The sequence below is a fragment of the Cupriavidus sp. NPDC089707 genome (assembly GCF_044748965.1).
GTDB lineage: Bacteria > Pseudomonadota > Gammaproteobacteria > Burkholderiales > Burkholderiaceae > Cupriavidus.
Map to the genome: position 1 here is coordinate 69,503 of NZ_JBIVHB010000015.1, position 19,457 is coordinate 88,959.

Consider the following 19,457-nt stretch of genomic DNA (forward strand, 5'->3'; position numbering starts at 1 on the left):
CCGACCCTGCTTCGGCTAAGCCCAAGGAATCCAACCATGATGGTGTTGTATTCGGGTACGACTTGCCCGTTTTCCCAACGTTGCCGCCTTGTCCTGTTTGAAAAGGGCATGGATTTTGAAATCCGCGACGTCGACCTGTTCAATAAGCCCGAAGATATTTCGGTGATGAACCCGTACGGCCAGGTGCCTATCCTGGTCGAGCGTGACCTCATCCTGTATGAGTCGAACATCATCAACGAATATATCGACGAGCGTTTCCCGCACCCGCAGCTGATGCCGGCCGATCCGGTCCAGCGCGCTCGCGCCCGCCTGTTCCTGTTCAACTTCGAGAAGGAACTGTTCACGCACGTGTACACGCTCGAGAACGAAAAGGGCAAGGCCGCGGAGAAGAACCACGAACGCGCCCGCGCCGCGATCCGCGACCGTTTGACGCAACTCGCGCCGATCTTCGTCAAGAATAAATACATGCTGGGCGAAGAGTTCTCGATGCTCGACGTCGCCATCGCGCCGTTGCTGTGGCGCCTTGACCACTACGGCATCGAACTGTCGAAGAACGCCGCGCCGCTGCTGAAGTATGCTGAACGCATTTTCAGCCGTCCCGCGTACATCGAAGCGCTCACCCCCTCCGAGAAGGTGATGCGCCGCTAATCGGCACCGGCCCGAAGGCATCTGCCCTCGGGCCGTCACGGCGCCACTGGAAGCACAATGCCTGAAACCTCCACCAAGCCTTACCTGATCCGCGCCATTTATGAGTGGTGCACGGATAACGGCTTCACGCCGTACGTCGCCGTCTTCGTCGACGCCAACACCAACGTGCCGCGCGAGTTCGTCAAAAACAACGAAATCGTGCTGAACGTGAGCTTCGACGCCACCAGCGGCCTGGATATGGGTAACGAGTGGATCACCTTCAGCGCACGCTTCGGCGGTGTCTCGCGCAAGATTGACGTTCCCGTCGAGAACGTGCTGGCCATCTATGCCCGCGAGAACGGGCAGGGCATGGCCTTCCCGGTCGAGCGCAGCCTGCCGGAAACGCCGGCCGCCACCGAGCGCGAGAACAACCCGCCGCCCAAGCTGGCGCCGGTGGAAGCCGAAACCCCGGCCACCACCGCCGATTCCGGCTCGGACGACGACGAAACGCCGCCTCCGGTGCCTCGCATCGGCGGCAAGAAGCCAGCGTTGAAGGTGGTGAAGTAAGCCATCCCAAAGTGGGCTGCGATGCAGTAGAATCGCGGTCTGCACCAAACATGCCGGCTTAGCTCATCAGGTAGAGCAGTTGATTTGTAATCATCAGGTGGCGGGTTCGAGTCCTGCAGCCGGCACCAGAATTGAAGAACGGGCTACGCATCGCGTCGCCCGTTTTGTTTTTTGCCGCATCCCCAGGCCCTGTCACTGGGACAGCCGAGCCACGGCATCCCGCAGCTTTTCTGAGAACCGTGACTCTTTGCCATGCGTCAGCACCAGCTGCCGCGTAGCCCGCGTCATGGCGACATAAAGCAGCCGGGCCTCGTTCTCAACAGGTTCATCATTCCTGTGCGGCATGCCGATTGCCGGAATGCAAACCAGCGGAAACTCCAGCCCTTTACTGCTGTGCAGGGTAACTACCTTGACGCTGTCCGCGCCCGGCGTGAACCGCTTGTTGATCTGCGGGCACTCGAACGGAATCCCTTTGCGGGTCAACACGCTTGTGACTTGGCCAACAGTGTCCCAGTGCCGGTATAAGACGGCCATTTCCGACCAGAGCGTTCCGGCGCGATTTTCATCGACCAGAATCTGGGCGATGCGCTCTGCCTCCGCGTCCAGCGTTGGCAGTTCGATCAGGAGCGGCCTGCTGCCACGGCGTCCCGCTCCAACAGGCTGCACTGTGGGCGCTTCGTCTTCTGCTGCGTCAGTTGGGCGGAGCAGGTCGTCTGCGAATGCGCGGGCAACGGACAGGATCTCCTGCGTATTCCGATAGTTCAGCCTGAGAATGGTAGTCCGGCCCCGGGCCTGAATGCCGAAGCTGGAAAAGGTCATCGCGCGCTTCCTGTTGCCGCCGTAGATAGACTGCGCGTCGTCGTAAAGCACCAGCAGCGAATTGCTTTCGGGGTTCACCATCTGCACGACCAGCTTGAACCACTCCGGCTGAAAGTCATGACCTTCATCGATCAACACCGCGTCGTACTGTCCCGCCGGGATGGCCTTGCGGTCGACGCCCTGGATGACCCGATTGACCATTTCCTCAAAGAGCGCGTCGCTGGGGCGCCCCTTCGGCCGGTCGATGTTGTAAGACTCTAGTTGCCGGGCGCACCACGCGTGGAAGTTATAAACGTGGACCTTCTCTTCGATGCCTTTCTCGACCATCGTCGCCGTCAGCTTGGCGGCGAGGGTCTTGTTGTAGCAAAGCACGAGGACCGGGCGGGTGACGATCTTTGCCAAGTGCTCGGCCCGGTAGCCAAGGATCATCGTCTTGCCGGAGCCGGCGACGCCATGAATGACCCGGTGCCCCTCGCCAAGGCTGCGTGCCAGTTGCTCTTGCTGGAGATCCATGACGCGCAGTATGTCCGGCATCTCCAGCGGCTCGGCTGCCTCCTCCGGAAACAGCGCGCGCTGCTCCGGCATGCGGATTTGCGGGAACAAGTGCCAGCGAATCCGCTCGATCTGCGGCAGCGAAAGCTTGAAGGTGAACTTGACCGGGAACATTTCCCACAGGCGCTGCTGGAAGCGTTCCGCGTCGATCGTCTCGTACATTTCGTCCTGGCAGATCGCCAGGTGCGGCGGCAGCACGTCACCGAGGTTGATCTTGTCGAACTGGGCGCGCGTGATGTTGGAGAGAACGACGCCGCAGCCGTAGGGGAAGAAGGGCTTGCCCTTCAGTGAGCCGCTGGGCCAGACCAGCTGCGGATCACGTTGCAGCAGGTTGGTGACATAGAACATGTACTGGCGGGCTTGCTCGAGGGGATTCATCTCGCGCACCAGTCCGCGCTCCGTCAGCAGCGTGACCTCGCGTTTGTCGATGTCCCGGATGGTATCCAGCCGCCAGTCTTTGACTTCCAGCACCAGCAGACCCCGGCTGGGATGGAAGACGATGAAATCGGGATGCCTGGTCTTCTCCCCGATGGCGACGTCATACCAGCACAGGTAGTCGTCTTCCAGCTTTGTCTCCAGACGCTCGGCAAAGCGCCTCTCTCCACTGGTCATGCGCGAAGTGACCGAACCCAGCGCGGGAATCAGCGTGGCCATGCGTTGTTGCTCTTCTTATTGCCCGTTCAGGAACTGCGCTGACCACGGCTTGTGTCGCGGACCGGTGCGATGGCGGTCAGGCAGGATTGTTATGCGGCAATTGTAGGCACAAAACGGTAATGGTGGTCAATTTGGTAGTTTTGTCGATTTGCGCGGTGGATACCGGCGAGCGGATGGCTCGAGGAAGGCAAGCTACCGGGGGCGGCGCTGTCAGCGCAGCGCAGGAAGTGCCGCGCAATGGCTGCAACAGGCGGGCTACGCCGTCGCGCCGGCTATGACGTCCTGCCCGGCGGCATCCCTGAAGAGGTCGCCAGATTTGCCAGCGCGCTCTCGGCAAGTTGGACGTCGGTGACCAAGGCGTCAGGTTTCAAGGGGAATTGATCGGCAGGTCTGCCTGCGCCGGCGGCGGGCAGACCTGCGCAGCCGGTCAAACAGGCCGGCTATCAGTCCGCTTCACACCCTGTCAGTGCATCCCAAACCGCCTGCACCCCTGGCAACGGTGCCACGGCGCCGTAACCCGTGGTTGCCAGCGCCGCCGCCACGCCGGCCCATCGCGCGGCGGACACGACGTCATCCCCCGCCACCAGCCGCGCGAGATAGGCCCCGTCAAAGCAGTCGCCCGCGCCGGTCGCGTCGACCGCGTTGACGCGGAAGGGCGCCACGGCGGTCAGCTGTCCGCCGTCGGACACGAGGCAGCCCTCGCTGCCCAGTTTCAGCACCACGTGCCGCGCGCCCATCCGATGGCACCAGTCCACGATGCGCGCGGGATCGTCGATGCCGGCAAGCCGGCGCACGTCGTCGAGGCCTGGCAGGAACAGGTCGCACAGCGCAATGGTCGCGACGATGACTTCGCGGGCGCGCTCCAGCGGCCAGAGCGTGAGGCGCAGGTTGGGATCGTAGGCCACCTTGGTGCCGGCTTCGTGGGCGATGCGGATGGCTTCGCGCACGGTGTCGGCGGCTGACGCACTGATGGCCTGGCTGATGCCCGAGACATGGAGCCAGGTTGCCCCTTCGATCAATGCGACCGGCAGGTCCGATGGCTGCATCCGGCTGGCGGCGGAACCCGAGCGCCGGTAGCTGAAGGCGTGGCCGCCGGGACCGTGGTGCACGAAGTAGAGGCCGGTGGGCGCCGAGGCATCCATGACTACGCCGCTGGTATCGACCTGCTCGCTGCGCCACAGGTCCAGGCACATGCGGCCGAATTCGTCGTCGCCCAGCCTCGTCACATAGGCGCACCGCGCACCCTGGCGTGCGGCGGCGATGATGGCGTTGGAGGTGTCGCCGCCAAAGCCCTGCACGTAAGTGGGCGCGTCATGCCGGCCAGCATGGTTGAACTCCACCATGGCTTCGCCGAGCGCGACGATGTCGAAGGATGCGCGCATCTCAGGCGTCCCCGCCCAGATCGAGAAGGACCTTGCAGCTGACGCGCGGCTGGCTTTCGGCCAGGTCGAACGCGCCGGCGACATCGCGCAGGTCGACCTGGTGCGTGACGATCAGGCCAGGATCCACCAGCCCGCCCGCGATCCAGGCGATGACGGTGGGAAACATCGCACAGTTCAGGCGCGAGGCGTACAGGGTCAGCTCCTTGCCGGTCAGCGCCTGCTGCGGGACGGCTGACGGGATGGCGGAGAACCCCAGCACGCCGATGCGGCCCGCCGGCGCGGCGATGCGCACGGCTTCTTCCAGGATGGCGGGGTGGCAGACCGCGTCGTAGATCAGCGTCGGCCCGCCAGCCACGCCGCGCTCGGCCAGTGCCTGCGCCAGCGGCTCCCGCGCGGTGTTGATGATCTCGCCGTCCTCCGCGCCGCAACCGCGCGCCAGCGCCAGGCGTTCATCGATGTGGTCGGTGATGAAGGTGCGTACCCCATGCACGCGCTTGAGGACCTGCAACAGGTTGAGGCCGACCGGCCCGGCGCCGTAGACCAGTGCGATGTCCGTGGGCAGCACGCCGGTGCGGTGCGTGACGTTTGCGGCCACGGCAAACGGCTCGATCACGGCAGCGCTGGCGGCCGCCATGCCGTCGGGCACCACGTAGGCATTGCGCGCCGGCACACATGCGTACTGGCTGAAACCGCCATCGCGGTGTACGCCGATGACCTGCAGCCGGCTGCAGACATTGTGCCGGCCAATCCGGCAGGCATGGCATTGGCCGCAACTGATCACCGGGTCCACCACTACCCGCTCGCCAATGCGCGACGCGCTGACGCCGGCGCCGACCGCGTCGACTTGCCCGGCGAACTCATGGCCGATGATGCGCGGATAGGTCGCGAACGGGTTCTTGCCATGGAAGATGTGCAAGTCTGAACCGCAGATGCCGGCGAAGCGGATGCGGATCCGCACCTCGCCCTCGGCAGGTTCCGGGGTCGGCCGTTCGCACACGGCCATGCGGTTCGGCTGTTCGACGACTACGCTCAACATGCTGGCTCCTTGTTTCAGTTAACGGGCGCGGCCGGCTACCAGTTCCACATCGCGCCGTCGCGCAGCCGCGCCACCGGCAGGTATGCGCGCTCGTACGGATACCGGGCCGCCAGCGACTCATCGATGTCGACGCCAAGGCCCGGGACGTCATCCATCACAAGGTAGCCGTCTTCAAGGCGGTAGTTGTGCGGGAAGACCTCGTCGGTGAGGGCGCCATGCAGCATCAGTTCCTGGATGCCGAAGTTCGGCGCCCACAACCCGAAGTTGACGGCCGCGGCCATGCACACCGGCGACAGGTCGGTGGCACCGTGAAAACCCGTGCGCACGTGGTAGATCGCGGCGAAGTCGGCGATGCGGCGAACGTGCGTGATGCCGCCGGCGTGAACGATGGTGGCCCGGATATAGTCGATCAGCTGGTGGCTGATCAGCTCCTTGCAGTCCCACAGCGAATTGAAGACTTCACCGGCCGCGAGCGGCGTGGTGGTGTGCTGGCGGATCAGCCGGAAGGCGTCCTGGTTCTCGGCCGGCGTTGCATCTTCCAGCCAGAACAGGGTGTACGGCTCCAGTGCCTTGCCGAGGCGAGCCGCTTCGACCGGTGTCAGGCGGTGATGCGCATCGTGCAGCAGATGGGGTTCGAAGCCGACTGCTTCGCGCACCTTGCGGAACAATTCAGGCGTGTGGCGCAGGTAGAGCGACGTGTCCCATGGCTCCTCCGGGGGCAGGCCTTTCTGCGCCGGTTCATAGTGGCCGGGCCGCCCGCCCACGCCATACACCTTCGACAGGCCCGGCACGCCGGACTGCACGCGGATCGCCTTGTAGCCTTGCTCGATATGCCTGTGCACGGCATCGACCGCTTCGGCATGGTCGCGGCCGTTGGCGTGACCGTACACCATCAGGCCATGACGGCTCCTGCCGCCCAGCAGCTGGTACACCGGCATGCCGGCGAGCTTGCCCAGGATGTCCCACAGCGCCATGTCGATGGCCGCGATGGCGGTCATCGTGACCGGCCCGCGCCGCCAGTAGGCGCCGCGGTAAAGGTATTGCCAGATGTCCTCGATGCAGCGCGGATCGCGGCCGACCAGGCAGGGGGCCACGTGCTCGTCGAGGTAAGCGCGTACCGCCAGCTCGCGGCCATTCAGCGTGGCGTCGCCCAGCCCGTACACGCCTTCGTCGGTGATCACCTTGACCGTCACGAAGTTGCGCCCAGGGCAAGTGACGATGGTCTTTATCTGCTCGATCTTCAAGGGTGGCTCCGGCCGGATCGTCGTGGCGTGGTCCGACGGGGCGGCTGTTTGCGAAGCGCCTGCATCGGTGTGGATGCGGGCAAGAGTACCGCGCGGCGGTTGGGGCGGAGTACGGCCGATTCCTCGATGAAATGCAGCGCTTGCTGCAGTTGAATCGCGAAAGCGCAGCGCTTTCCGCACCAATGCCGCGTGCTACCTTGCACCGCATGGAAAACAACGCCGGGTGCACGCACGATGCTGCCGACAGACATGCCGAGGTGCCGATCATGAGGCTGACGCAACGCACCTGTTGCCTTGCCGGCCCTGACGTGAGCCAGCCCGGCTACGATCGCAGCGGCTTGTCGCGCGGCGTGGTCCATCTCGGCCTTGGCGCGTTCCATCGCGCGCACCAGGCGCTGTACACGGAGGCCGCGATCCGCGCGGGCGATGGCCGCTGGGGCATCGTCGGCGTCAGCCTGAAGGATCCTCGCACGCCCCGTGCGCTGGCGGCGCAGGACTGCCTGTATTCGGTGACCGAGTGCGACGGCGACGCACCCGTCACGCGCATCGTGGGCGCCGTGGTGCAGGCCTGGTATGCACCGCATGCGCTGGGCGAGGTGATCGGCGCGCTGGCGGACCCCGGCATTGCCGTGGTCACCTGCACGGTGACGGAAAAGGGCTACTGCCAGCATCCGTCCAGCGCGGACCTCGATACGGACAATGCCGATATCCGGCATGACCTGGCCCATCCGGACACGCCCCGAAGCACGCTCGGCGTCCTGGCCGCGGGGCTGCGCCACCGGCCTGCGCAGGCGCCGCTCAGCATCGTGTGCTGCGACAACATGCCCGCCAATGGCGATACGCTGCGCAAGCTGCTGGCGCAGTACGCGGCGCTGACGGATCCGGCGCTGGCCCGGCGCGTGCGCGACGAGGTGACGTTCCCCAACACCATGGTGGACCGGATCGTGCCGGCCGCCACGCCGGCATCGCTCCGCGACGCGCAGCACCGCCTGGGCTTGCGCGACGAGGCGGCCATTGTCTGCGAGCCGTTCACGCTGTGGGTCATCGAGGATAGCTTTGCCGGACCCAGGCCGGCCTGGGAAGCAGGCGGCGCACTGATGACCGGCGATGTGCGGCCCTTCCAGGCCATGAAGCTGCGGCTGCTCAACGGCACGCACTCGGCTATCGCTTATGCCGGGCAGTTGTGCGGCCTGGAGACCGTTGCGGATGCCATGGCTGATCCGCTTGTCGGCGCCCTTGCCACCGGCGTGATGGCCGACCTGCGGGCGACCGTGCAAGCGCCACCGGGATATGACGTGGCCCGCTACAGCGAGGCATTGCTGCAACGCTTCCGGAATACCGCGCTTGCGCATCGCACCGCCCAGATCGCGGCAGACGGCACGCAGAAGGTGCCACTGCGCTGGCTGCCCGCCTTGCGCGCCAGCGCCGGGGCAGAGCGGCCTTACCTCGAGCGCGCGCTCGCGGCGTGGCTGCATTGCCTGCGCAGCGAACGCAGCGACGGCGGCCAGCCGCTTGTCTTCCACGATCCCGGCGCGCCTGCGCTGGCCGCACGCCTGCGTGGCGCGCACAGCGATCCGGACGCCGTCCGCGCGGCGCTCGCGCACGCCGCGGTCTTTGGCAGCGAGCCATGGCCTGCGCAACTGGCCGACCGGCTTGCCCGCCACCTGGCGGCGCTGCGCCTTGGCGGCGCCGCCGCGCTGCTGTCCTTCTGAGCCACCCCAACCCGACAACAAGGAGACAACCGCACCATGTCCAACCTGCTCTGTCGCCGCCGCTTCGGCGCGCTGGCCGCCGGCAGCCTTGCCATGACGCTGCCGATCGGACGCGCCCTGGCCCAGGCCGCCACCATCAGGCTGAAGTATGGCACCGCCTTTCCCGCGGACCATCCCGGCACGCGGCGCGTGCAAGAGGCCGCGGCGGCCATCCGCCGGGACACCGGCGGCAAGGTGGATCTGCAGGTCTATCCCAACAGCCAGCTGGGCAGCGAGCCGGACATGATCGCGCAGGTGCGGGCCGGCGCCATGGACTTCATGTCAACGGCCGGCACCAACCTGCAGACCCTGGTGCCGACCGCCGGCATCAACGGCGTGGCCTTTGCATTCAAGGACTACGCCACGGTCTGGGCCGCGATGGACGGCGACGTCGGCGCCTATGTGCGTGCCGCATTGGGCAAGGTGAACCTGCACGTCTTCGAGAGGTGCCTGGACAACGGCTATCGCAACATCACGTCGGCCGGCCGCCCGATCAATACGCCCGCGGACCTGAAGGGCTTCAAGCTGCGCGTGCCGGGCATCCCGCTCTGGATCTCGATGTTCAGGGCGCTGGGGGCATCGCCGACGGCCATCCCGTTCGGCGAACTCTATTCCGCGCTGCAGACGCGCGTTGTCGACGGGCAGGAGAACCCGCTTGCGCTGATCCGCAGCGCGAAGCTCTACGAGGTGCAGAAGTTCTGCTCGCTCACCGGCCACACCTGGGATGGCCACTTCATTTTCGGCAACGCCCGGAAATTCCAGGCACTGCCAGCGGAGGTGCAGGCGGCCATCAGCGCAAGCTTCAACGCGGCGGCGCTGAAGCAGCGCGAGGACATCGCACGCCTGAATGCCGACGCGCAGGCCGAACTGAGCCGTCTCGGCATCGACTTCAACCGGCCCGATCCGGCGCCATTCCGCACGCTGCTTCAAGGTGCCGGCTTCTATGCCGAATGGAAGAAGAAGTACGGCGATGAGGCGTGGGCCAGGCTGGAGAAATACGCCGGCCGGCTCGTATGACGGCCGGCACCAGCGTGACAGAAGAAGGAGGAGACTTGCATGGACCACACAGCCGAAGCCATTGCGCCAGCGCCGTTGGCCCCCTCAGCCGCCACCGCATGCTGGCGTCGCTTGATGGCCTGCATGGTGGAAGGCCCGGCCGCGCTGATCGTGCTGGCCGAGATCCTGCTGCTTGGCGGCGGCGCGTTCGCCCGCTACGTCCTGCACCAGCCCGTTCCCTGGACAGACGAGCTGGCCAGCATCCTGTTTCTCTGGCTGGCGATGCTCGGCGCCATCATTGCGCTGCACCGCGGCGCCCATATGCAGCTGACCACCTTCATCAAGAACCTGACGCCGGCCAGGCGCGAGTGGGTGGATGCGTTCGGCATGTGGCTGGTGGTGGCGTTCCTGTTGCTCCTGCTGCGGCCCGCCTGGGAACATGTGTCCGAACACCTTGAGGTGTCGACGCCGACGCTGGAAATCAGCGAGGGCTACCGCGCCGCCGCGGTGCTGGCCGGCACCGTGCTGATGCTGGCGGCGGCCACCTTGCGACTGCTTGGCGGCTCGCGCTGGCAGCCGGTGACGGCGGCAGGCTTGCTGGTGGCCTTGAGCGGCGGCCTGCTTTGGCTCTTGTCGCCCACGCTGATGACGCTGGGCAACGCCAACCTGGTGATCTTCTTCCTGCTGATGCTGGTCGCTTGCGTGGCCATCGGCGTACCCATTGCCTTCGCCTTCGGCCTGGCGACGCTCTGCTATCTGTCGCTGTCCACGGCCACGCCGCTGTCCATTATCCCGAACCGCATGCAGGAGGGCATGTCCCACCTGATCCTGCTGGCGGTGCCGCTGTTCGTCTTCCTGGGCGGGCTGATCGAGATGACGGGCCTGGCGCGGGCGATGATCAACTTCCTGGTCAGCCTGATCGGCCACCTGCGCGGCGGCCTGCAGTATGTGCTGCTGGGTGCGATGTACATCGTTTCCGGCATCTCGGGAGCCAAGGCCGCCGACATGGCGGCGGTGGCGCCAAGCCTGTTTCCCGAGATGAAGCGGCGCGGCGCCAGGGACGGGGACCTGATCGGGCTGCTGTCGGCCTCGGGCGCGATGTCGGAGACCATCCCGCCCAGCATCGTGCTGATCACGGTGGGGTCGGTGACGGGGGTGTCGATCACCTCGCTGTTCATCGGCGGCCTGATGCCCGCGGCCGTCGGGCTGGTGATGATGGCCCTGGTGGTCTGGTTCCAGGCCCGCAAGGAAGACATGAGCCGAGTGCCGCGGCCGTCGCGCCAGGCGATCCTGAAATCATTGCTTGTTGCCCTGCCGGCGCTGGCGCTGCCCGTTATCATCCGCACGGCCGTGGTGGAGGGCGTGGCCACCGCGACCGAGGTGTCGACCATCGGCATCTTCTATGCCGTGCTGGCCGGGGTGCTGGTGTACCGCCAGTTCGACTGGCGCCGGATCTACCCGATGCTGGTGGACACGGCGGCGCTGTCCGGCGCGATCCTGCTGATCGTGGGCTGCGCCACCGCCATGGCCTGGGCCTTGACGCAGTCCGGCTTTGCGCAGGACCTGGTTGGCATTCTGTCAGCGGTGCCCGGCGGCAAGACCGGATTCCTGCTGGTATCGGCGCTGGCCTTTGTCATCCTCGGCAGCCTGCTCGAAGGCATCCCCGCCATTGTGCTGTTCGGACCGTTGCTGTTCCCCATCGCGAAGCTGGTCGGCGTGCATGAGGTGCATTACGCCATGGTGGTGATCTTTGCGATGGGGCTGGGCCTCTTCGCACCGCCCTTTGGCGTGGGTTTCTATGCTGCCTGCGCGATCGGCCGCGTATCGCCTGACGTGGCGATGCCACGGGTCTGGCCTCATATGGCGGCGCTTTTCATCGCGCTGTTGTTGCTGACGCTGGTGCCCTGGTTTTCGGTTGGGTTTTTGTGAAGGGAGGGGGGGGCTCCACAGCACGTTTCTGTCGCTCGGACAGTAAGCAGGTCGCCGGCTACGCCGGCGAAACAGCCACGGGGTCGTCAAGAATCTTGTGTGCTGCGCTGCACGAAGGCCGCGCAAGACTGCGTGCCGCTACCCCTGCTGCGCGCGTTCAAGCTCGCGCCACGCGAGCCACAGGCGAGTGTCGAATTCCAGCTGGTGGTAGCGCGGCTCCATGTGTTCGCAGAGCCGGTAGAAGGCCTTGTTGTGGTCGCTCTCTTTCAGGTGCGAGAGCTCGTGCACGACGATCATGCGCAAGAATTCCGGCGGCGCTTCCTTGAACAGCGACGCCACGCGGATTTCCTTCTTGGCCTTCAGCTTGCCGCCCTGCACGCGCGAGATCGCAGTGTGCAGGCCCAGGGCCTTGTGGGCCGAGTCGAGCGTGGCATCGAAGCCGACCTTGTGCAGCGGTGGCGCGCTGCGCAGGTATTCCTGCTTCAGTTCGGTGGCGTAGTCGTACAGCGCGCGATCGGTCTGCACGGTATGGCGGCCGGGATAGCGCCGGGCCAGGTGATCGCCCAGGCGGCCGGCGGCGGCGAGTTCGCGCACCTGGTCGAGCACTTCGGGCGGATAGCCGCCCAGGAAGCGCATCGGGTCCTTGCCGGCGGGACGCCAGGTTTCAGTCACCGCAGTGGCCTGCTTAGTGGTGGTCAATGGTGGTGGTGATGGTGATGCATCCAGCTGTTGTCCAGCGAGTTGACGAAGGACTCGACCGCGTCCTTGTCGCCGGTGGCGTGGCGCATCATCTCGCCGCACTTGCAGAAACCCTGGTACGGCGTGATGTGCGAGCACGCGGAGGTCTTCTGCAGGTACAGCGTGACAGGTTTTGCGCACTTCTTGCACTTGAACTTCAGGGTCAGGGCGGGTTTGCTCATAACAATGGCTCGGAAAATCAGCGGAAAGTCGAACATGCCATTGTACCGGCGGGGGCCAAAGCTGGCCGGGGCCGGCTGCGCGCCCCGGCGTGCCTGATACACTCCCGCCATTCCCGCACCAACTCCAACACGCACCCATGGCACAGTACGTTTTCACCATGAACCGCGTGGGCAAGATCGTTCCGCCCAAGCGTCACATCCTGAAGGACATCTCGCTGTCGTTCTTCCCCGGCGCCAAGATCGGCGTACTCGGCCTGAACGGCTCGGGCAAGTCCACGGTGCTCAAGATCATGGCCGGCCTCGACAAGGAGATCGAGGGCGAGGCCACGCCGATGCCGAACCTGAACATCGGCTACCTGCCGCAGGAACCGCAACTCAATCCCGAGCAGACCGTGCGCGAGTCGGTGGAAGAGGCACTTGGCGGCGTGTTCGAGGCGCGCAAGAAGCTCGACGAGATCTACGCTGCCTACGCCGAGCCGGACGCCGACTTCGACGCGCTGGCCGCCGACCAGGCCAAGTACGAAGCCATCCTGGCCGCCAGCGACGGCAATAACGTCGAACTGCAGCTGGAAATCGCCGCCGACGCGCTGCGCCTGCCGCCGTGGGACGCCAGGATCGAGCATCTCTCCGGCGGTGAAAAGCGCCGCGTGGCGCTGTGCCGCCTGCTGCTGTCGCGCCCCGACATGCTGCTGCTCGATGAGCCGACCAACCACCTGGATGCGGAATCGGTGGAATGGCTGGAGCAATTCCTGACGCGCTTCCCGGGCACCGTGGTGGCCGTGACCCACGACCGCTACTTCCTCGACAACGCCGCCGAGTGGATCCTGGAACTGGACCGCGGCCAGGGCATTCCCTGGAAGGGCAACTACAGCTCGTGGCTGGACCAGAAGGAAGCCCGCCTGAAGCAGGAAGAGGCGAGCGAATCGGCGCGCCAGAAGGCGCTGCACAAGGAACTGGAGTGGGTGCGCCAGAACCCCAAGGGCCGCCAGGCCAAGTCCAAGGCGCGTCTGGCGCGCTTTGACGAGCTCAACAGCCAGGACTACCAGAAGCGCAACGAAACCCAGGAAATCTTCATCCCCGTGGGTGAGCGCCTGGGCAACGAAGTGATCGAGTTCGACAACGTCAGCAAGGGTTTCGGCGACCGCATGCTGATCGAAAACCTGAGCTTCAAGGTGCCGCCGGGCGCCATTGTCGGCATCATCGGTCCGAACGGCGCCGGCAAGTCGACGTTCTTCAAGATGCTCACGGGCAAGGAACAGCCGGACAGCGGCGAAATCAAGATCGGGCCGACCGTGAAGATGGCCTTTGTCGACCAGAGCCGCGACGCGCTGGACGGCACCAAGACCGTGTTCGAGGAAATCTCTGGCGGTGCCGACGTCCTGACCGTGGGCCGGTACGAGACGCCGTCGCGCGCCTATATCGGCCGCTTCAACTTCAAGGGCGGCGACCAGCAGAAGCAGGTCGGCACGCTGTCGGGTGGGGAACGCGGCCGCCTGCACATGGCCAAGACGCTGATCGCCGGCGGCAACGTGCTGCTGCTGGATGAGCCGTCGAACGACCTTGACGTGGAAACGCTGCGCGCGCTGGAAGATGCGCTGCTGGAGTTCGCCGGCTGCGTGATGGTGATCTCGCACGATCGCTGGTTCCTGGACCGGATCGCGACGCACATCCTGGCGTTCGAGGGCGACTCGCATGTGGAGTTCTTCCCGGGCAACTACCAGGAATACGAGGCAGACAAGAAGAAGCGGTTGGGTGAAGAAGGGGCCAAGCCGAAGCGGATTCGGTATAAGCCGATTGCGCGGTGATGTACTGCTGAGTGTGAAAAAAGCCAGGTCTGCGGGCCTGGTTTTTTTATGGGGCGTAGACGCATGCTGTCCAATATTCTGAAAGTGGCCGCCAGACCTTCGGCATCAAGGTGATGCCGGGTAGGTTCGGTGGATGCGAAAGTCAATCCACCTTCTCATCCTCAAGCGACCACGCGGGCGTTTCGGTCGGCAGCTATTCGAAGCACGCCAGGATCGTGAGCATCCATTCCCGAAATCGGCTGAGTCGCCATACTTCCTCTACCGTTCTGATGCCGAACTGAAGGCGCATTCCAGCTACAGCGCTGCGAAATCGGGATCCACCGAGGCGGCGATACGACTGATTGGCGACGTTGCGCTGCCGCTGATAGCGAAATTGCGCGAAGAAGACTTCCCGAGTTCGTGCATCTATGTAGCGCCCCACGCTTTGGAGGCCCAAGGTGAGAATGCTATTCCACAGGTGTTAGCGATGTACCTGCACCACGTTCTGGATGGCGAGGTCGACGAGTCCATCGTCCAGACAACCAAGGTGTTCCACACCGGCGCGGATCCGATGGAGCGGATAAATCTACGTGCCAGATTTTCTGGTTATGTGGTGCGCGGGGGACGCTATGTGTTGGTGGACGACGTCACTACGATGGGCGGCACGCTTGCGGAACTGGCTAACTACATCCAGGCGCAGCGCGGCGACGTTGTCGCTGCCATCGTGCTGGTGTGCGCAGGCCGCTCTGGTAGACTGGTGGCGCCCCGGAAGGTAATTCTTGAACTGGAAAGGAGGTACGGCGATGAAATCCGCAAGATCTTCGGCATTGCCGCCCACGCCCTCACCGCGGATGAAGCGGGTTACCTCATCGGTTTCCGTACAGTTGACGAGATCCGAAATCGCCGAGCTAAGGCGGAACAAGAAACGTATCTCCGACTTGGCTCGAAAGGCATTCAGCTCGATGAATCTGAAGGACAAGTAGGAAATGTCGGCTCCCAACGCCGACCACAGGAAAGCAATAAGGTCCCAAGCCGGACGCGCAAGCCCCGCCTCAAGTGAGCGGGGCTTTTTGTTGCCCGGCGCAGCAATCCTCTCTACGCTCGCACCAGGCGCAACCGCGTAATCTCCGACGGCGCGCCAAACCGTTTCGGTGGCCCCCAGTACCCCGTTCCCCGGCTCACATAAATCCACATCGCCCCATGCCGCACCAGTCCCGCGGTGTACGGCTGCTGCATCGGCACGAACAGATTCCACGGCCAGAACTGCCCGCCGTGGGTATGCCCGGAGAGTTGCAGGTCGAATCCGGCCTCGGCGGCGGCCACCGCCGTGCGCGGCTGATGCGCCAGAAGCACGCGCACGCCTGCCTGCGGCGGGGCGCCGGCGATGGCACGGTGCGGGTCGCTGCGGTGGCTTTCGTGGAAGCGGCCGGCGGAGTAGTCGGTCACGCCTGCCAGCACCAGCGGCTGTCCGCCGTGTTGCACCACCACGTGCTCGTTCATCAGCACGCGCAGGCCGAGCCGGCGCAGTTCGTCGATCCACGGCTGTGCGCCGGCGTAGTACTCGTGGTTGCCGGTGACGAAGTAGCTGCCATGGCGAGCCTGCAGCCGCGCCAGCGGCGCGGTGTGCGCGGAGAGTTCGCGAACGGTGCCGTCTACCAGGTCGCCGGTGATGGCCACGGCGTCCGGCTTCAGGCTGTTGACGCGGTCGACAATGCGGTCGAGGTAAGGCCCCTTGATGGTCGGGCCGACGTGGATGTCGCTGATTTGCGCGATGGTAAAGCCGTGCAGCGCCTCGGGCAGGCCGGCCACTGGCACGTCGACCTCGACCACGCGCGCCACGCGGCGGGCGTTGATATAGCCAGCCAGCGTGACCAGCAGTGCCAGCAGCGGCACGGCGAGGGCGCTGCCCGAAACCAGCCCCGGGGCCTGCCAGCCGAGCAGCTTGCCCGCCAGCCAGGCGGCAGCCAGCGCGACGTCGCGCGCCAGCGTCAGTACCAGCAGGGATGAGAAGAATCCCATTGCCAGCATGCCGATCCAGGAAATCCGGTCCGCCCAGGGCTGGCTGAAGCGACGCGCCAGCAGCCCGGCCGGCAGCAGCGCGCAGGAAAGGGCGAGCCAGGTGACGGCGAGCGTCTTGACCAGCATCGGCACGGGCATCGCCGGCAACAGGCGCAGCCCGATATAGCCGTGCAGCAGGGCCGTGATCAGGGCGGCGGTCAGGATGGTGGTGCGAGGGGGCATAGGGGCGCGGCGAGAGCCAGGATGGTATCGGGAGATGAGGCCGCTGCGGGTGCGCTTCAAGGGCGGCCGCGGCTGCCGCCGGCCAAGCAAGATGCACACCCGTGCCGCGGGCATCGGGCGCAACGGCGCATTGCGGCTTGATGCCGGCGTCCTGCGGCCTCAGTGTCTTCCTGGGGGGCAGGCGATTCGTGCGGCAGCCACGCGCCGGCCTGATCTGTCTTTTTTTGCGCCGGCCCTGAATGTTTTCAAATGCGATTGTTCGCCTGTCCGGCCTAATTTAGATTCCCAGCATGGGCTGCTTGCTGTGCAGCATCGTGCCCTTCACGCCGGAGAAATCCATGCCTTTTTGCCTCAAGCAGACCAGCGCCCTGATCGCGGCGGCATGGCTTGCGCTAGCGCCCGTGGCGCCGCAAGCCGCCACGACGCCCCCACAGGCGGCCGCAACGCTCGCCTGGCCGCGCAATTTCGATGCCGCCAACGATCATGTCGAGCTGTACCAGCCGCAGGTCGAGACCTGGGACGGCAACCGCCTGTCGGGGCGGGCCGCCGCGGCGGTTGGGGAGAAGGGCGGCTCGCCCACCTATGGTGTAGTGCATTTCTCGGCCACCGCCGATATCGACAAGCCATCCGGGCTGGTGCAGCTGAGTGCGCTGCGCATTGAGAGCGTGGAAGTCCCCACCAAGCCCGACGCCGCCGACCGGGTACGCCAGGCGCTGGTGTCCCGGCTGCCGGCCAACGGCCTGACCGTGCCGCTTGACCAGTTGCAGGCCAGCTATGCCGTGTCACAGCAGCTGGCCCGCGCCGGCCGTGTGCCGGTCCGCAACGACGCGCCGCAGATCCTGTTTGCGACCACGCCGACATTGCTGGTGCTGGTCGACGGCGACCCGGTCTGGCGCGCCGTTCCCGGCACGCAATATGAGCGCGCACTCAACAGCCGCGCCCTGTTGCTGCGGGAGCCGGGCGGCGAGCTGTACCTGAAGGCCGCTGGCTACTGGTACCGCTCCGAATCCGCAGGCGGAGCATGGGAGGTCATGACGACCGTGCCGAAGGCGCTGGTGAATGCCGCCACCAAGGCCGCCGCCGGCATGAAGCCTGATGCAATGCTGCCCGCCGACGGCAAGCGCCCGGCGCGGGCGCCGGCCATCGTTTTCGCCACCCGGCCGACCGAGCTGGTCATTACCAGCGGCGCGCCGCAGATGACGCCGGTCAGCGGGGTAGGTTTGCTGACGGTCTCCAATGCCGATCACGCCATCTTCGTCGATCCGGCCACCAACCAGTATTACGTGCTGGTGTCGGGCCGCTGGTTCCGCGCGCCGATGCTGACCGGGCCGTGGGAATACGTGCCTGGCCGCGAGCTGCCGGCGGATTTCGCCAAGATTGCGCCGACCGACCCCAAGGCCAACGTGCTGGTGTCGGTGCCGGGCACGCCGCAGGCGCGCGAGGCCGAGATCGCTGCCACCATCCCGCAGACCGCCACGGTCTCGCGCAGCAAGGCCAGCCTGACCGTGGCCTACGACGGCACGCCACGGTTTACGCCGATCACGGGTACCTCGCTCAGTTATGCAGCGAATACGGGCACGCCGGTGATCGAGGTCGATGCCAACCACTATTACGCGGTGGCCAATGGCGTCTGGTTTACGGCACCGACTCCGTCCGGAGCGTGGCGCGTTGCCACTGAAGTGCCGTCTGCCATCTACACCATCCCGCCGACCTCGCCGCTCTACTACGTGACCTATGTACGGATCTACTCGGTCACGCCGGAAACCATCGTGGTCGGCTACACCCCCGGCTATATGGGCGTGGTGGTCAGCCCCGACGGCACGGTCGTGTACGGCACCGGCTACGTCTATCCGCCCTACGTCGGCGCGGTCTACTACGGCTACCCGGTTACCTACGGCTACGGCGCAGGCTTTGGCATCGGCATGGCGGAGGGGTTCGCCTTCGGCTTTGCCGCGGGTGCGTTCTGGGGTGCGGCGTCGCCGTACTGGGGACCGTACTGGTGGGGCGCCCCGTATAACTGGAACTACGTCAACGTGAACCAGGCCAACTTCTACGGCCGCTGGGGGCAGGGCACGGTGACGCATGCGCAAGGCTGGAACGCGTGGACCGGCACCGAGTGGCGCGGCAGCGCGGCCTCGGGCTTCAATCCGGCGACCGGCGCGCGCTACCAGGGCAGCCGCGGCGCGGCGTTCAACCCGTACTCCGGGAACTACGCGGCCGGCCATCAGGGCTCGTTCTCCAATCCGTCGACTGGCCGCGAAGGCGCCGCGCGCGGCGGCGTGGCGGGCAACACCTATACCGGCGACTACGCGGCCGGCCGCCAGGCGGCGGGCTACAACGCGCAGACCGGCCGCATCGGCGCGGGCGAGGCCGGCATTGCCGGCAACACCCAGACCGGCGAGCACAGCGCCGGCAGCCGCGGCTTTGTCGCGAACCCGGGCAAGGACAATGCCGTGGTGTGGAATAACGGCAACGTCTACGCCGGCCATGACGGCTCGGTCTACCAGCACACCGACAACGGCTGGCAAAAGCACACGCCCGGTGGCTGGGAGCCGGTGCAGCCCAGCAACGAGGTGACCAACCGGCTCGACCAGCAGCGCCAGGCGCGCGACGTGGCACAGCAACGCATGAACGGCGCGGCGCAGCAATGGCAGGCGAGAGGGTTTGGCGGCGGCATGGGCGGTGGCATGGGCGGTGGCTTTGGCGGGCGTGGTGGCGGCTTCCGCGGCGGCGGCTTCCATGGCGGATTTCGGCGCTAGGCGCAGGCAACTCAGCGGGTGCTGAAGACCTTGCGCGATCACGAAAGCAGTTAATACGCAATCGTAAAGAATTGAATTGGCGCGTGCTGGCACCGGCCTTACCCTGCCGTACAAGGCACGCGCATGGCTGCCGCTTTGCGGCGCGCAGCGCCCCAGGTGGGCGCCGCGTGCCGCGAACGTGCAACACCATGGCGGG

General features: G+C 65.8%; 15 protein-coding genes and 1 tRNA gene. 9 read left to right on the top strand and 7 right to left on the bottom strand.

Features of this window, described 5'->3' with window-relative positions; all coding sequences use genetic code 11:
• The first annotated feature begins 36 nt into the window (after positions 1-36).
• The 3 genes from ACIP1U_RS22290 to ACIP1U_RS22300 all read left to right on the top strand — a co-directional run bounded on the left by ACIP1U_RS22290 (position 37) and on the right by ACIP1U_RS22300 (position 1,322).
• Positions 37-648 carry a glutathione S-transferase N-terminal domain-containing protein gene (locus ACIP1U_RS22290; RefSeq protein WP_010812311.1) on the top strand — a complete coding sequence of 204 codons (612 nt, stop codon included), beginning with the start codon at positions 37-39 and terminating at the stop codon, positions 646-648.
• A 57-nt stretch (positions 649-705) separates the two neighbouring features.
• Positions 706-1,194, top strand: a complete 489-nt coding sequence (locus ACIP1U_RS22295) for a ClpXP protease specificity-enhancing factor (protein WP_400319432.1) — start codon at positions 706-708, stop codon at positions 1,192-1,194.
• A gap of 52 nt (positions 1,195-1,246) precedes the next feature.
• Positions 1,247-1,322, top strand: a tRNA-Thr gene (locus ACIP1U_RS22300).
• A 64-nt stretch (positions 1,323-1,386) separates the two neighbouring features.
• Here ACIP1U_RS22300 and ACIP1U_RS22305 read toward each other — a convergent pair.
• The 4 genes from ACIP1U_RS22305 to manD all read right to left on the bottom strand — a co-directional run bounded on the left by ACIP1U_RS22305 (position 1,387) and on the right by manD (position 6,881).
• Positions 1,387-3,219, bottom strand: coding sequence for a DEAD/DEAH box helicase (locus ACIP1U_RS22305; RefSeq protein ID WP_400319435.1), 1,833 nt, complete (start codon positions 3,217-3,219; stop codon positions 1,387-1,389).
• Between the two features lie 443 nt (positions 3,220-3,662).
• Positions 3,663-4,601, bottom strand: coding sequence for a sugar kinase (locus ACIP1U_RS22310; RefSeq protein ID WP_400319437.1), 939 nt, complete (start codon positions 4,599-4,601; stop codon positions 3,663-3,665).
• A gap of 1 nt (position 4,602) precedes the next feature.
• Positions 4,603-5,637 carry a Zn-dependent oxidoreductase gene (locus tag ACIP1U_RS22315; protein ID WP_400319440.1) on the bottom strand — a complete coding sequence of 345 codons (1,035 nt, stop codon included), beginning with the start codon at positions 5,635-5,637 and terminating at the stop codon, positions 4,603-4,605.
• A 35-nt stretch (positions 5,638-5,672) separates the two neighbouring features.
• Positions 5,673-6,881, bottom strand: coding sequence for a D-mannonate dehydratase ManD (gene manD / locus ACIP1U_RS22320; protein ID WP_400319443.1), 1,209 nt, complete (start codon positions 6,879-6,881; stop codon positions 5,673-5,675).
• A 263-nt stretch (positions 6,882-7,144) separates the two neighbouring features.
• Here manD and ACIP1U_RS22325 point away from each other — a divergent pair, with 263 nt between their 5' ends.
• Genes ACIP1U_RS22325 through ACIP1U_RS22335 form a run of 3 tightly spaced genes read left to right on the top strand, consistent with a single transcriptional unit; the run spans position 7,145 to position 11,557 of the window.
• Positions 7,145-8,593 (top strand): mannitol dehydrogenase family protein, encoded by a 1,449-nt coding sequence (locus tag ACIP1U_RS22325; RefSeq protein WP_400319603.1) that lies wholly within the window; start codon positions 7,145-7,147, stop codon positions 8,591-8,593.
• Between the two features lie 36 nt (positions 8,594-8,629).
• Positions 8,630-9,649, top strand: coding sequence for a TRAP transporter substrate-binding protein (locus tag ACIP1U_RS22330; protein WP_400319446.1), 1,020 nt, complete (start codon positions 8,630-8,632; stop codon positions 9,647-9,649).
• A 39-nt stretch (positions 9,650-9,688) separates the two neighbouring features.
• The gene (locus ACIP1U_RS22335) at positions 9,689-11,557 is read left to right on the top strand and encodes a TRAP transporter large permease subunit (protein WP_400319449.1); all 1,869 of its coding nucleotides are present in this window, start codon (positions 9,689-9,691) and stop codon (positions 11,555-11,557) included.
• A 138-nt stretch (positions 11,558-11,695) separates the two neighbouring features.
• Here ACIP1U_RS22335 and ACIP1U_RS22340 read toward each other — a convergent pair whose 3' ends face one another.
• Both ACIP1U_RS22340 and ACIP1U_RS22345 read right to left on the bottom strand, forming a co-directional pair.
• Positions 11,696-12,193 carry a M48 family metallopeptidase gene (locus ACIP1U_RS22340; RefSeq protein WP_400319606.1) on the bottom strand — a complete coding sequence of 166 codons (498 nt, stop codon included), beginning with the start codon at positions 12,191-12,193 and terminating at the stop codon, positions 11,696-11,698.
• 59 nt (positions 12,194-12,252) lie between these two features.
• A complete protein-coding gene (locus ACIP1U_RS22345; RefSeq protein ID WP_022536783.1) occupies positions 12,253-12,477 on the bottom strand; it encodes a hypothetical protein in 225 nt (74 codons plus the stop codon).
• A gap of 137 nt (positions 12,478-12,614) precedes the next feature.
• On the opposite strand from ACIP1U_RS22345, the gene ettA reads away from it, so the two are divergent.
• Together ettA and ACIP1U_RS22355 are read left to right on the top strand one after the other, a co-directional pair.
• Positions 12,615-14,282: an energy-dependent translational throttle protein EttA gene (gene ettA, locus ACIP1U_RS22350; RefSeq protein ID WP_400319453.1), complete on the top strand. Its 1,668-nt coding sequence runs from the start codon at positions 12,615-12,617 to the stop codon at positions 14,280-14,282.
• A 133-nt stretch (positions 14,283-14,415) separates the two neighbouring features.
• Positions 14,416-15,321 (top strand): conjugal transfer protein TraN, encoded by a 906-nt coding sequence (locus ACIP1U_RS22355; protein WP_400319456.1) that lies wholly within the window; start codon positions 14,416-14,418, stop codon positions 15,319-15,321.
• Positions 15,322-15,356: 35 nt separating this feature from the next.
• On the opposite strand, the gene ACIP1U_RS22360 is transcribed toward ACIP1U_RS22355, so the two are convergent.
• Positions 15,357-16,502, bottom strand: a complete 1,146-nt coding sequence (locus ACIP1U_RS22360; protein ID WP_400319458.1) for a metallophosphoesterase — start codon at positions 16,500-16,502, stop codon at positions 15,357-15,359.
• A gap of 338 nt (positions 16,503-16,840) precedes the next feature.
• Between ACIP1U_RS22360 and ACIP1U_RS22365 the strand changes: the two genes are divergently transcribed.
• A complete protein-coding gene (locus ACIP1U_RS22365) occupies positions 16,841-19,261 on the top strand; it encodes a carbohydrate-binding family V/XII (RefSeq protein WP_400319461.1) in 2,421 nt (806 codons plus the stop codon).
• Positions 19,262-19,457 lie beyond the last annotated feature (196 nt).

Excerpts from the sequence above, each read along its gene's own strand:
- ACIP1U_RS22290 (WP_010812311.1), top strand. The coding sequence starts at position 37 with ATGATGGTGTTGTATTCGGGTACGACTTGCCCGTTTTCCCAACGTTGC.
- ACIP1U_RS22295 (WP_400319432.1), top strand. The coding sequence starts at position 706 with ATGCCTGAAACCTCCACCAAGCCTTACCTGATCCGCGCCATTTATGAG.
- ACIP1U_RS22305 (WP_400319435.1), bottom strand. The coding sequence starts at position 3,219 with ATGGCCACGCTGATTCCCGCGCTGGGTTCGGTCACTTCGCGCATGACC.
- ACIP1U_RS22310 (WP_400319437.1), bottom strand. The coding sequence starts at position 4,601 with ATGCGCGCATCCTTCGACATCGTCGCGCTCGGCGAAGCCATGGTGGAG.
- ACIP1U_RS22315 (WP_400319440.1), bottom strand. The coding sequence starts at position 5,637 with ATGTTGAGCGTAGTCGTCGAACAGCCGAACCGCATGGCCGTGTGCGAA.
- ACIP1U_RS22330 (WP_400319446.1), top strand. The coding sequence starts at position 8,630 with ATGTCCAACCTGCTCTGTCGCCGCCGCTTCGGCGCGCTGGCCGCCGGC.
- ACIP1U_RS22335 (WP_400319449.1), top strand. The coding sequence starts at position 9,689 with ATGGACCACACAGCCGAAGCCATTGCGCCAGCGCCGTTGGCCCCCTCA.
- ACIP1U_RS22340 (WP_400319606.1), bottom strand. The coding sequence starts at position 12,193 with ATGCGCTTCCTGGGCGGCTATCCGCCCGAAGTGCTCGACCAGGTGCGC.
- ACIP1U_RS22345 (WP_022536783.1), bottom strand. The coding sequence starts at position 12,477 with ATGAGCAAACCCGCCCTGACCCTGAAGTTCAAGTGCAAGAAGTGCGCA.
- ettA (WP_400319453.1), top strand. The coding sequence starts at position 12,615 with ATGGCACAGTACGTTTTCACCATGAACCGCGTGGGCAAGATCGTTCCG.
- ACIP1U_RS22355 (WP_400319456.1), top strand. The coding sequence starts at position 14,416 with ATGCGAAAGTCAATCCACCTTCTCATCCTCAAGCGACCACGCGGGCGT.
- ACIP1U_RS22360 (WP_400319458.1), bottom strand. The coding sequence starts at position 16,502 with ATGCCCCCTCGCACCACCATCCTGACCGCCGCCCTGATCACGGCCCTG.
- ACIP1U_RS22365 (WP_400319461.1), top strand. The coding sequence starts at position 16,841 with ATGCCTTTTTGCCTCAAGCAGACCAGCGCCCTGATCGCGGCGGCATGG.